Source organism: Streptomyces sp. NPDC050988, assembly GCF_044456225.1.
In the GTDB taxonomy this organism is placed as follows: Bacteria; Actinomycetota; Actinomycetes; order Streptomycetales; family Streptomycetaceae; genus Streptomyces.
In genome coordinates, this window is the sequence record NZ_JBITFQ010000005.1 from 377,802 (window position 1) to 390,164 (window position 12,363).

Below are 12,363 nucleotides of genomic sequence, written 5' to 3' on the forward strand. Positions count from 1 at the left end.
ACGCCCCGCCAGGGGCGCGTTCAGGGGCGCGGGGAACTGCGCGACAAGCCCCCACGCAGCCGCAGCCGACCATGAACAGAACCTCCCGAACCCTCCCCCGCGTACAGCGGACGCGGTACCCCGCCGGGGTCCCGTACTCCCGTGGGAGGGGTGCGGGTTCAGCCTGGAAGCTGTCTGGGGCCGACAGGTACGGCCCGTACTGTTGACGCATGGATCTTCGACTGCCCGCACTGCGGCGGCCTCGACGGTGGATCGCCGCCGGGGCCGCTGTCGTGGTGCTCGCCGGCGCCGGCACGTGGAGCGCCGTCGCCTCCGACGGGGCACCCGCGGTACACCGCACCGACCAGCTCATCAGTACGGGCGACGGGGTGAGAATCGACACGTCGTACTTCACCGGCGACGCCTCCGGCCGCCGGCCCGCCGTCCTCCTCGCGCACGGCTTCGGCGGCAGCAAGAAGGACGTACGCGCCCAGGCGGAGGACCTCGCCCGCGACGGGTACGCGGTCCTGACGTGGTCGGCCCGCGGCTTCGGCAGGTCCACGGGGAAGATCGGGCTGAACGACCCCGAGGGCGAGGTCGCCGACGCCTCCAAGCTGATCGACTGGCTGGCCGAGCGCCCCGAGGTCCAGCTCGACAGGACCGGCGACCCGCGGGTGGGCATGGCGGGCGCGTCCTACGGTGGCGCGGTCTCCCTGCTCACGGCCGGGACCGACGACCGCGTGGACGCCATCGCCCCGGCGATCACGTACTGGAACCTCGCCGACGCGCTGTTCCCCAACGGCGTCTTCAAGAAGCTGTGGGCCGGCATCTTCATCAACACCGGCGGCGGCTGCGACAAGTTCGAGAAGCAGCTGTGCGAGATGTACGACCGGGTCGCGGAGTCCGGCACACCGGACGCGGCGGCGACGAAGCTCCTGGAGGAGCGCAGTCCCGCCGCCGTCGGCGACCGCATCAAGGTCCCCACGCTCCTCATGCAGGGCCAGACCGACTCGCTCTTCCCGCTCGGCCAGGCCGACACCGCGGCGAAGGCGATCAAGGCCAACGGCGCCCCCGTGGACGTCGACTGGATCTCGGGCGGGCACGACGGCGGCGACATGGAGGTGGACCGGGTCCAGGGGCGTGTGCAGTCCTGGTTCGACCGCTATCTGAAGGACGAGAAGGGCGTCGACACCGGCCCCGCCTTCCGGGTCACCCGGACCCTCGGCCTGGGCTCCGGCGACGGAGAGCCTCGGCTGGGCAGCGCGACCGAGGACACCTACCCCGGCCTGACGAGCGGGGGGCGCTCGATCGCCCTGACCGGTCGCGAGCAGCGCTTCGACAACCCGGCCGGCTCCAGTCCGCCCGCCATCTCGGCCCTGCCCGGCCTCGGCGGCGGTGGCCTGTCCCAGCTGTCCTCCCTCGGGGTCGGGGTGTCCCTCGACTTCCCCGGCCAGTTCGCCTCGTTCGAGTCGGCGCCTCTGAAGGAGGATCTGCAGATCACCGGCTCGCCGACGGTCACGGTCCACGTGAAGTCGACGAGCGAGGACGCGGTCCTCTTCGCGAAGCTGTACGACGTCGGACCGGGCGACGCCCAGCCGGTGCTGCCCTCGCAACTGGTCGAGCCCATCCGGGTGGAGGGCGCCAAGGCCGGCAAGGACGTACGGATCACCCTGCCGGCGATCGACCACGAGGTGGACGACGGCCACCGGCTGCGTCTGGTCCTCGCCTCGACGGACCTCGGCTACGCCTCACCGACGGCCCCGGCGACGTACACCGTCTCCCAGGTCTCCCAGAAGGGCGGCCTGACCGTGCCCGCGCCGCTCGGCGGGGACACCGCCGCGGCCGCGCTGCCCGCGTGGGTGTGGTGGCTCCCGATCGCCGGTGCCGGGCTCGCGCTGGCCCTGCTGCTCACCGGCCGGCGCCGCACGACGACGCCCGCCCCGGACCCGGCAGGGGCCGAAGTCCCGCTCCAGATCACGGACCTGAGCAAGCGATACGCCAAGTCGGCGGACCGCTACGCCGTGCGCGACCTCACCTTCCGCGTGGAGAAGGGCCAGGTCCTGGGCCTGCTGGGACCGAACGGCGCGGGCAAGACCACGACCCTGCGCATGCTGATGGGTCTGATCGCACCGGACGCCGGAGAGATCCGCGTCTTCGGCCATGTGATCCGGCCGGGCTCGCCCGTGCTGTCGCGCGTCGGGTCCTTCGTCGAGGGAGCGGGCTTCCTGCCGCACCTCTCCGGCCGCGAGAACCTCGAACTGTACTGGCGGGCGACGGGCCGCCCGCCCGAGGACGCCCATCTCGACGAGGCGCTGAAGATCGCGGGCCTCGGCGACGCACTGTCCCGAGCGGTACGGACCTACTCGCAAGGCATGCGCCAGCGCCTCGCCATCGCGCAGGCCATGCTCGGCCTGCCGGACCTGCTCATCCTCGACGAACCGACCAACGGCCTCGACCCGCCGCAGATCCGCGAGATGCGCGAGGTCATGATCCGCTACGCGGCGGCCGGCCGAACGGTGATCGTCTCCAGCCACCTCCTCGCCGAGGTCGAGCAGTCCTGCACCCACCTGGTGGTCATGGACCACGGGAAGCTGGTCCAGGCCGGCCCGGTGAAGGAGATCATCGGCTCCGGGGACACGCTGCTGGTGGGCACGGCCACGCCGACGGACGAGCCCGTCGTCGAGAAGGTCGCCGCGCTGCCGGGTGTCGTCTCGGCCGTCCGCACCGACGACGGACTCCTGGTCCGGCTCGACGCGGACGGAAGCGCACAGCGCCTGGTCGCCGAGCTCGTACGGATGGACGTACCCGTGGAGTCCGTGGGTCCGCACCGCCGTCTCGAAGACGCCTTCCTCACCCTGATCGGAGAGTCCGCATGAGCACGCTGGCCGACCGCGCGGAGGAGCGCGAGGAGCGCGCCGAGGAGCGTGCCGGGGCCGACCGCGCCCAGCCCGTCGAGGTCGCCGACGGCTACCGCGCGGGCCGCACGCTGCCCCTGAGGGTCGAACTGGTCCGGCAGCTGAAGCGGCGCCGCACGATGGTCATGGGCGGGCTGCTGTTCGCCCTGCCCTTCATCCTGCTGATCGCCTTCCAGGTCGGCGACCCGGGCGGCGGCGGCAACGGCTCCCAGCGGATCAACCTGATGGACACCGCGACCACATCCGGGGCGAACTTCGCCGCCGTGAACCTCTTCGCCTCCGCGGGCTTCCTGCTCGTCATCCCGGTGGCGCTGTTCTTCGGGGACACGGTCGCCTCGGAGGCGAGCTGGTCGTCGCTGCGCTATCTGCTCGCGGCGCCCGTGCCCCGGGCCCGGCTGCTGTGGTCCAAGCTGGCCGTCGCCTTCGGCCTCAGCCTGGCCGCGCTGGTGCTGCTGCCGCTCGTCGCGCTCGCCGTCGGCACGGCGGCCTACGGCTGGGGGCCACTGCAGCTCCCCGTCGGCGGCACACTGCCCGTCGGGACCGCCGCCCAGCGCCTGCTGATCATCGTGGCGTACATCCTCGTGTCCCAACTCATCACCGCGGCACTGGCGTTCTGGCTGTCGACGAAGACGGACGCCCCGCTGGGAGCGGTCGGCGGAGCGGTCGGGCTGACCATCATCGGCAACGTCCTCGACGAGGTGACGGCGCTCGGCGACTGGCGCCACTTCGTGCCCGCGCACTGGCAGTACGCCTGGCTCGACGCCGTCCAGCCGCAGCTCGACTGGAGCGACATGATCCAGGGCACGTCGCTGTCGCTGACCTATGCGATGGTGCTGTTCGCTCTGGCCTTCCGCGGGTTCGCCCGCAAGGACGTGGTGTCGTAGACGGCTGGTGACCTCGTCATAGGGCCCTTCGGACACCCTCAGGTCTCCGGAGGGTCTCCCACCGGTCTCAACTGCCGTCCACCGTGGCCGCATTGAGATTCATCCGCAACGCCTTGGCCCGCTCCTTCCGGCCGCCTCCGACGTCACAGTCACAGACGTCGACTCAAAGAGGTCACCCGAGGGGGCACGCATGAGGCGCAGCGGACGGCACCAGGTACGGCGGGAAGAGTTGGGGGCGCGGGGAGCGCGGGGTATCCAACCCGGAGAGGGGCGGTGGGTCCGGCCGGGACGGCGGCGGCGTGTGCGTGCCGCGCTTGTCGCCGGGAGCGTGGCCGTCGGACTCCTGCTCACGGCCTGCAGCGGCGGTGGCGGCGACGGGGGTTCGTACGACCGGGGTGGCAGCAAGGCCAGGGACGACAACGGCTTCCCGGCCCCCGGTCCCGTCCGGCCGACCGGTCCCTCGGGCACCGACGACGGCACCGCCGAGGGCGATCAGAAGGGCGAAGTCCGCGAGAGCGCGCCGCCGGTCGACTACCTCTCCACCTTCGCACTGGACGTCGACACCGCCTCGTACGGGTACGCGCGCCGCACCCTTGAGGAAGGCCGCAGGCCCGATCCGTCGACCGTTCGCCCCGAGGAGTTCATCAACAGCTTCGGTCAGGAGCAGGACTACGAGCGCCCGGACGGCGACGGGTTCACGGTCACGGTGGACGGGGCCCGTACGGCCGCCCCGGACCCTTCGCGCGGCGAGGAGCACGCCAACTCCGACACCTTCGGTCAGGAGAACCGGGACTGGCGCTTCCTCAGGGTCGGACTCGCCACCCGGGAGGCCGAGGGCGCGCGTGAACGCCCGCCCGCCGCCCTCACGTTCGTCATCGACGTCTCCGGTTCCATGGCCGAGCCGGGCCGCCTCGACCTGGTCAGGCAGTCCCTGGGCGTGATGACGGAACAGCTGCGCGACGACGACTCGGTCGCGCTCGTCTCCTTCAGCGACGAGGCCAGGACCGTGCTGCCGATGACCCGCCTGGGCGACAACCGCGGCCGCGTCCACGACGCGATCGACACGCTTGAGCCCACGGATTCGACCAACCTCGGCGCGGGCGTCACCACCGGGTACCGCACCGCCGTTGACGGCCTGCGCGAGGGTGCCACCAACCGGGTCGTGCTGCTCTCCGACGCCCTCGCCAACACCGGCGAGACCGACGCCGACGCCATCCTCGACCGCATCGCCGACGCCCGCCGCGAGCACGGCATCACGCTCTTCGGCGTCGGTGTGGGCAGCGACTACGGCGACGCCCTGATGGAACGCCTCGCCGACAAGGGCGACGGCCACACCACGTACGTGTCCAACGCCGAGGACGCCCGTACGGTCTTCTGCGACCAGCTCCCGCGGAACATCGACCTCACCGCCCGTGACGCCAAGGCGCAGGTCTCCTTCGACCCGGAGACGGTCGAGCAGTTCCGGCTGATCGGTTACGACAACCGGCAGGTCGCCGACGAGGACTTCCGCGACGACCGTGTGGACGGCGGGGAGATCGGTCCCGGGCATACGGTCACGGCTCTGTACGCCGTGCGAGTCCGGCCGGGGGCGTCGGGGCATGTGGCCACGGCCACGGTGCGGTGGCTGGACCCGAACTCCCGTACTCCGCACGAGGAGACGGGGCAGATCGAGACCTCCTCTCTCGACCGGGACCTGTGGTCCGCCGAGACGGCGCGCAGCGGTTTCCAAGTCACGGCGATCGCGGCGTACTTCGCGGACGCGTTGCGTTCCGACGGGGTCGGAGGGGTCGGCGGGGCCGCTGCCCCGGTCCCGCCCTCGCTGCGCGAACTGGCGGACCGGGCCGACGATTTGGCCTCCGCCACGGAGAGCCGCCCGATCCGCCAACTCGCCGAATCGATCGACCGGGCCACGGATCTGGGGTAGTTGAGCGGGTGCGGGTTGTGTGTGGCTGGTCGCGCAGTTCCCCGCGCCCCTAAAAGACGCGCCAGCCGTCTGTTGCCGGGTCGGGGCCGCGACGGGGCATCCGATCGCAGCTGTGTCATCCAGCACCTTTTGGTTGCCCATCAGAGGTCGTGCTGCGATCGGAAACCCCGACACGACCCCTTCGGCCGGAGGGCGACTGCCGGAGGGTGGGGGCGGGCCCCTTCAGGGGCGCGGGGAACTGCGCGCTCAGCCCCCACCGGGCCGGCAGCCGACGAACGGCCGCAAGCCCCCATCCCCCAGGGGCGCGGGGAACTGCGCAATCTTTTGGCTTTTGGCTTTTAGGGGCGCGGGGAACTGCGCGATCAGCCACGACGCACCCGCACGTACGCACCCGGCCTCAGCCACGTCTTCAAGGGGCGCGGGGAACGGCGCAATCTTGTGGCTTTTAGGGGCGCGGGGAACTGCGCGACCAGCCCCCACTCACCCGCACAGTTCCCTCTCCGCCCGCACAGGATCATTCGGGAAACGAAACCCCGTACGTTCCCAAGCTCCGCCGATGTTGCGCAGGAAACGACCCGGCGTCAGCGCCCCCCGAGCCGCCGAGTTCAACTCGGCAAGCGCCCCGCACCGCAGGGCACGCCGAGCGGCGGCAACCTCGGAAGGGTCGACCCAGCCGGGAACATCCCCCGCCACACCCCGATCCGCGGCAAGCCAAGCGGCAGGCAGCCGCTTGTCGTGTCCGACCCGTCCGCCACCGACCCGCTCGGAGTGCGCGGCCAGCGGATAGGCCAGCCCGATCGGATCGAGCGCGGCCCCGTCCAGCGGTACGACCGACCCGTTGAGCCCCAGCACCACATAGCTGGCCGTCATGGAAGGAGCGCCAGGCCCCACCGGCGCCGCCACCCGCCCCTCCTTGCCGAACAACAGGGCCGGCGCCCCGGAATACCGCGCCGCCCACACCTTCCGCGCGTACTCCATGTGGTGCGGGGCCCCCACGAAGGTGTGCCGCACCGGATGCGGATCGGCGTTGTGGCGGACGTACACCCCGCGCTCGTCCGCGATCCCCGCCGGCCCGATCTGCCCGCCGTACGGAATCCGCAGCCACCCCGCGCACACCACCGCCCACAGGCCGACCCCGACCGCCGCCAGCGCGCCCACCCGTGTCACCGGCATCACGAAGACGGGCAGCAGCATCAGCAGAAGCCCCGGCAGCAGCATCCGCCCGTGCATGAAGTCACCGCCGACCTTGATGACGTACAGCCAGCACAGCAGTCCCGCGACGACGGGCGCGAGCACGGGGACGAGCCGCGCGACCCCGCGTTCGGCGAGCCCGCCGCGCGCGGGCAGCACCGCCGCCGCCACGAAGAGCGCGGGCACCCACAGCAGATAGGGATGCGCGAAGTCCCCGAGATACCCGAGGCCCCGCCCCCACAGACTCTGCGAGGCCTCCTTCGTCACGGCGGGCAGCGGCACCAGATGCCCGTAGTACCCGGTCCGGAACACCTCGTACGCGGCCGGCAGCGCGCCCGCCGCCCCCGCACCCGCGAGCGTGCCCCGCCATGACGGCCGTACGAGCAGCCACTGCGCGCCGAGGAAGACGACCGAAACGAGCCCGAGGTCGGGCCGGACGAGTGGTCCGAGCCCGATGACCGCCGAGGTCAGGAGGGAGGAGGGCCGTGTGATCAGTGTCAGCCACGCTCCCGCGATCCAGCACGTCGCGAGTCCCGTCTCAAGACCGGAGGTGGCGAAGTCCCATACGGGCGGCAGCCCGAGCAGTACCAGCGACCCCAGCGGCACGGCCGCCCGGCCGCCGTACGTCCGCAGCGCCCCGAGCCCCGCGAGCGCGAAGCCGGCCGCGGTCAGCAGCAGTCCCCCGAGCACCGCCGCCGACACCGGATCCACCCCGGCCGTCCCGGCCGCCACGAGCAGCCACTGCCACAGGGTCCCGGTCGACGACTCGACCCGCTCACCCGCGTTGAACACGGGCCCGTTCCCCGCAAGCACCTGCCGCACGGTCCGTACGTAGATGTAGGCGTCGTCGGACATCCACCGCCGCTGGAACCCGGCGTACGCCACCACGAGCGCGGGCCCGAGCCACACCGCCACCCGGGCCCGGTCCGCCCACACCGCCCGCTGCCCCGGCCCGGGCAGCGGCGACACGGAGGGAGAGGGGGAGGAGGAGGGAGGGCGGGGCTTCGGGTACGAGGGGTGCGCGGGGGAGTGCGTCGACGTCATGTCCCGTTCATCGGCCCCCGTCAAGTCGAGCTTGACGCCGGAGGCGGCCGGAAGTGGTCCGCGGTGGGCCGAACGGGGGACCAGCCAGTGGGAACTGACTTCACGTCAGCAGCAGCCGCTCGGCGAACAACTCGGTGAGGGCGCCCAGGCTGGATGCGGCGGTGGGGGCGGGCCCACGGGTTCCCTTCGACGGAGGCCGGTCGGAAGGAACTCGGTTCGCAAGGAAGTCGGTTCAGGAAGAGGTCAGTTGGTGCCGGACCGTCGCCCCGCGCCATGCAGCAACGTGTCGACGACGAGTGTGGCCAGCGCATCGGGGTCCTGCTGGGCCTGGGGTCCGTGCAAGGCCTCCCCGATGAGCGCGTAGTAGACGCGCCGTGTCCACTCCAGGTCCACGGAGGCGTCGAGCAGACCCTCGTCCCGTGCGCGTCCGAGGAGTTCGAGGCAGCGGGCTCCGACCTGTTCCCAGCCTGCCGCCGCGGTCCCGCCCTCGTCGTCCGGACGGCTCAGCGCATAGCTCCAAGCCCCCTTGATCCGCAGGACGTTGGCGGTGATGCGATGCAGGGAGACCAGCGGCGGCGCGGTGTCCGGGCGGCCGTCCTCGACGGCCTCGGCCAGCTGGCGTACGGCCGACTCGGCGAGCGCCTCGATCAGCGCCTGCCGGCTGGCGAACCGACGGTGCACCGTCGTCCGCGCCACCCCCGCCGCCTCCGCGATCTGCTCCATGGACGCGCCGGGATCTGCGGCGAGCACCCGCTCGGCCGCCTCCAGGATCACGCGCACACTGCGCTCGGCGTCGGCACGCAGCCGCCGGACGGCCGGTTCGGCCATGGGGACCTCCTGAGGTGACGTGGGTCAAACGATACGTGAAGGCAGCGGTTTCCCTGTTATCTGCGACATTGCTGTTGCGGTTCTATGGGAAGTGGCTACTATTGTGTAGTGGATAGTGCATCTTGAAGCGAAAGGAACCACCATGACTCTCGCTCTCGTCACCGGCGCCTCCTCCGGGCTCGGCGCTGAGTTCGCCGACCAGCTCGCCGCGCGTGGCCACGACGTGGTCCTCGTCGCCCGTTCCGAGGGTCGCCTCGAAGAGGCGGCCGACCGGCTCCGCGTACGCCACGGTGTCCAGGCGCACGTGCTGCCCCAGGACCTCGCCGAACCGGACGCGGCCCGGCGCGTCTCGGACGCCCTGGCCGCCCGGGGCCTCGCCGTCGATCTGCTGGTCAACAACGCCGGGTTCGGCACCTGTGGCCGCTTCGAGGACATCGACCCGGGCCGCGACCACGACGAGATGATGGTCAACGTCGTCGCCCTGGTCGACCTCACCCACGCCCTGGTCCCCGGCATGCTGGAGCGCGGCTCGGGCGCGGTCCTGAACGTCGGCTCCACGGCGGGCTACCAGCCGGGCCCGTACTTCGCGGTCTACAGCGCCACCAAGACGTTCGTCCTGAACTTCTCCCTGGCCCTGCGTCAGGAGTACCGCGGTCGCGGCATCAAGGTCACGGCCCTCTGCCCGGGCCCGGTGGAGACCGGCTTCTTCGAGGCGATCGGCACCCGCAAGGCCGCGGTCACGGGATCCTTCACCACCTCGGAACCCGTCGTACGGGCCGCCCTGCGCGCCCTCGACCGCGACCGCGCCTACGTCACCCCGGGCCTCGGCAACGCCCTGGGCGCCCACCTCACCCCGCGCCGCCCGCGCACCCTGGTGGCCGCCATGGCGGAGCGCGTCACCCGCAAGGTCCTGGAGCCGGAGACCGGGCGGGAGCGGGTCGCCGTCTGAGGCCTTCCCAGGGGCCGCCGGGACGTTCCGCCCGGCGGGGGGATATCTCCAAGCGGGTTGAAAATCCCCTACGCATGAGTAAGTTGACCCGGAAGTAAGTACGCGCCACCGCGTAACGCGAGCCGCGACCGGGAGCTGTCATGGGCGTACGCAAGGACCTGAAACGGGCGAAGAAGCGCACCGATCTGGCGGACCGCACCAAGGTCGAGATCACCAGGGACCACCACGGAGTCGTCCGCGAGGCGCGTATGCCGGCCCTCGCCCCGAAGGCCGCCACCGGCAGCATCGCCGATCTGCCCTTCACCAACGCGGCCGAGGCCCCCGACGCCGTGGTCCTGCGCCGCAGGGAGCACGGCACCTGGCAGCCGGTGACCGCCGCCGCCTTCGCCCGCGAAGTCACCGCCGTCGCCAAGGGGTTGGTCGCGGCGGGCCTCGAACCGGGCGGCCGCGTCGCGGTCATGTCCCGTACGCGCTACGAGTGGACACTTCTCGACTTCGCGATCTGGGCCGCGGGCGGCCGGAGCGTACCCGTGTACCCCACGTCGTCGTCCGAGCAGATCGAGTGGATCGTCCGCGACTCGGACGCCCGTTTCGTCGTGGTCGAGACCCCCGAGAACGCTGCGGCGGTCGCGACCGGTACGGCCGAGCATCCCGATCCTCCGCATGTGTGGCAGATCGACGGGGGAGCGATCTCCGACCTGACCGTCCTGGGCGGCGGTATCGCCGAGGAAGAGGTCACCCGGCGGCGTGCCGCGCTGACTCCCGACACCGTCGCGACGATCTGCTACACCTCCGGCACCACCGGCCGCCCCAAGGGCTGCGTCCTCACCCACGCCAACCTGCACGCCGAGGCCGCGAACACGGTCGAGCTGCTGCATCCCGTCTTCAAGGCGGTCACTGGCCAGATCGCCTCGACGCTCCTCTTCCTCCCGCTCGCCCACATCCTGGGCCGCACCCTCCAGATCGCCTGTCTGACGGCCCGTATCGAACTGGGCCACTTCCCGAGCATCAAGCCCGACGAACTCCGCCCGGCGCTGAGGGAGTTCCGGCCCACCTTCCTGGTCGGCGTGCCGTACCTCTTCGAGAAGATCCACGGCACCGGCCGCGCCACCGCCGAACGGATCGGCCGCGCCGCCTCCTTCGACCGCGCGCACCGCGTCGCCGTCCGCTTCGGCGAGGCGCACCTCGACCGCTTCCTCGGCCGCGGCAAGGGCCCCGGCCCCGGCCTGTACGCCGCCTGGGCCCTGTACGACCTGCTGGTCTACCGCCGTATCCGCCGGGAACTCGGCGGCCGCACGCGCTACGCCATCAGCGGCGGCTCCCCGCTCGACCGCGACCTCAACCTCTTCTTCTACGCCGCCGGCATCATCGTCTACGAGGGCTACGGCCTGACCGAGACCAGCGCCGCCGCGACGATCGTGCCGCCCCTCAACCCCCGCCCCGGCACGGTCGGCCTCCCCGTCCCCGGCACGTCGATCCGTATCGCCGACGACGGCGAGGTCCTCATCAAGGGCGGCATCGTCTTCGGCGCCTACTGGAACAACCCGGCCGCCACGGACGCCGCCCTGACCGAGGACTGGCTCGCGACCGGCGATCTCGGTGACCTCGATGAGGACGGCTATCTCACCATCACCGGCCGCAAGAAGGACATCCTCGTCACCTCCGGCGGCAAGAACGTCTCCCCGGCCGTCCTGGAGGACCGTCTCCGCAGCCGCCCCCCGGTCGGCCAGTGTGTCGTCGTCGGCGACAACCGCCCCTATGTCGCGGCCCTGATCACCCTGGACCGCGAGGACCTCTCCCACTGGCTCTACGTCCGCGGGATGCCGGCGGACACCCCCGTCGCCGAGCTGGTCGACGATCCCCGGATACGCGCCGACGTCCAGAAGGTCGTCGACCACGCGAACCAGGCCGTCTCCCGCGCCGAGTCGATCCGCGAATTCGCCCTGGTGGAAGGCGAGTTCACCGAGGAGAACGGTCTTCTCACCCCGTCCCTGAAGATCAAGCGCCACGCGGTGACGGCCGCGTACGCGAAGGAGATCGAGGCGCTGTACGGAGACTGAGGCCGGGGCACGGTGGCTGGAGGCCGGGCGGGCGGCCGGGGCCGGGCATGGGAACAGCGGGCCACCCACGAGGGGTGACCCGCTGTTCGCGCCGCTGCGGAGATCAGCTGCGGTCGGCGCCGTTGCCCGACAGGACCGGGATGTTGTCCAGGATGTGCGACAGGGGCTCGTCGCCCTTGGCCTGGGTGGAGTTCTCGGTGCACTGCTGGTTCTGCGGGGCCGACAGGATCGGCACGTCCTGGAGGACGGTGATCGGCACGAAGCCGATGAGCGAGGCCAGGTTGGCCTTGACCGGCAGACCGACACACGGCTTGTTCAGCGTGCCCTGCACGAGCGAGAGCTGGGGGCTCATCTTGCCGTGCGTCGCCTGGTTGCCGTACTTCTGGACGGAGCCGTTGCCGTTGGCGGTGGTGACGCCGTCGTCGTTGCCGATGGCCAGCGCCTGGGGCGCGCCGGCGGCCGACAGACCGGCGACAGAGGCGGCAATGGCCGCGGTCGCCATCAGCTTCTTCATGTTCGTTCCCTTTCGGAGAATGGCCCCGTTACGGAGCCGCATAACGATCAACAGTGCGGTGGACGGTGCGGTTGC

The 12,363-nt window shown here is 71.6% G+C and carries 8 protein-coding genes; 5 read left to right on the top strand and 3 right to left on the bottom strand.

All coding sequences use genetic code 11. The features are described 5' to 3' along the window. Window positions 1-209: 209 nt before the first annotated feature. From ACIBEI_RS15465 to ACIBEI_RS15475, 3 genes are all read left to right on the top strand, one after another. A complete protein-coding gene (locus ACIBEI_RS15465; protein ID WP_398888863.1) occupies window positions 210-2,855 on the top strand; it encodes a CocE/NonD family hydrolase in 2,646 nt (881 codons plus the stop codon). Continuing rightward, entirely contained in the window at window positions 2,852-3,778 is a 927-nt protein-coding gene (locus ACIBEI_RS15470; RefSeq protein ID WP_398888865.1) for an ABC transporter permease, read from the top strand. Before ACIBEI_RS15465 ends, ACIBEI_RS15470 begins: the two co-directional genes overlap by 4 nt. Window positions 3,779-3,968: 190 nt before the next feature. After that, a complete protein-coding gene (locus ACIBEI_RS15475; protein WP_398888867.1) occupies window positions 3,969-5,702 on the top strand; it encodes a von Willebrand factor type A domain-containing protein in 1,734 nt (577 codons plus the stop codon). Between the two features lie 480 nt (window positions 5,703-6,182). On the opposite strand, the gene ACIBEI_RS15480 is transcribed toward ACIBEI_RS15475, so the two are convergent. Together ACIBEI_RS15480 and ACIBEI_RS15485 are read right to left on the bottom strand one after the other, a co-directional pair. Further along, a complete protein-coding gene (locus tag ACIBEI_RS15480) occupies window positions 6,183-7,937 on the bottom strand; it encodes a hypothetical protein (RefSeq protein WP_398888869.1) in 1,755 nt (584 codons plus the stop codon). Window positions 7,938-8,180: 243 nt separating this feature from the next. Continuing rightward, window positions 8,181-8,765 (bottom strand): TetR/AcrR family transcriptional regulator, encoded by a 585-nt coding sequence (locus ACIBEI_RS15485; protein WP_398888871.1) that lies wholly within the window; start codon window positions 8,763-8,765, stop codon window positions 8,181-8,183. A 142-nt stretch (window positions 8,766-8,907) separates the two neighbouring features. Between ACIBEI_RS15485 and ACIBEI_RS15490 the strand changes: the two genes are divergently transcribed. Both ACIBEI_RS15490 and ACIBEI_RS15495 read left to right on the top strand, forming a co-directional pair. After that, on the top strand, window positions 8,908-9,714 hold the full coding sequence (locus tag ACIBEI_RS15490) for an SDR family NAD(P)-dependent oxidoreductase (RefSeq protein WP_398888872.1): 807 nt from the start codon (window positions 8,908-8,910) through the stop codon (window positions 9,712-9,714). A gap of 140 nt (window positions 9,715-9,854) precedes the next feature. After that, window positions 9,855-11,774, top strand: a complete 1,920-nt coding sequence (locus ACIBEI_RS15495; protein ID WP_398888874.1) for an AMP-dependent synthetase/ligase — start codon at window positions 9,855-9,857, stop codon at window positions 11,772-11,774. 103 nt (window positions 11,775-11,877) lie between these two features. On the opposite strand, the gene ACIBEI_RS15500 is transcribed toward ACIBEI_RS15495, so the two are convergent. Next, complete coding sequence (locus ACIBEI_RS15500; RefSeq protein ID WP_359714415.1) at window positions 11,878-12,288, bottom strand: rodlin; 411 nt, start codon at window positions 12,286-12,288, stop codon at window positions 11,878-11,880. Window positions 12,289-12,363: the final 75 nt, after the last annotated feature.

What these genes read in the sequence shown, in the direction of transcription:
- ACIBEI_RS15465 (WP_398888863.1), top strand. Translation starts at nt 210, where the DNA reads ATGGATCTTCGACTGCCCGCACTGCGGCGGCCTCGACGGTGGATCGCC.
- ACIBEI_RS15470 (WP_398888865.1), top strand. Translation starts at nt 2,852, where the DNA reads ATGAGCACGCTGGCCGACCGCGCGGAGGAGCGCGAGGAGCGCGCCGAG.
- ACIBEI_RS15475 (WP_398888867.1), top strand. Translation starts at nt 3,969, where the DNA reads ATGAGGCGCAGCGGACGGCACCAGGTACGGCGGGAAGAGTTGGGGGCG.
- ACIBEI_RS15480 (WP_398888869.1), bottom strand. Translation starts at nt 7,937, where the DNA reads ATGACGTCGACGCACTCCCCCGCGCACCCCTCGTACCCGAAGCCCCGC.
- ACIBEI_RS15485 (WP_398888871.1), bottom strand. Translation starts at nt 8,765, where the DNA reads ATGGCCGAACCGGCCGTCCGGCGGCTGCGTGCCGACGCCGAGCGCAGT.
- ACIBEI_RS15490 (WP_398888872.1), top strand. Translation starts at nt 8,908, where the DNA reads ATGACTCTCGCTCTCGTCACCGGCGCCTCCTCCGGGCTCGGCGCTGAG.
- ACIBEI_RS15495 (WP_398888874.1), top strand. Translation starts at nt 9,855, where the DNA reads ATGGGCGTACGCAAGGACCTGAAACGGGCGAAGAAGCGCACCGATCTG.
- ACIBEI_RS15500 (WP_359714415.1), bottom strand. Translation starts at nt 12,288, where the DNA reads ATGAAGAAGCTGATGGCGACCGCGGCCATTGCCGCCTCTGTCGCCGGT.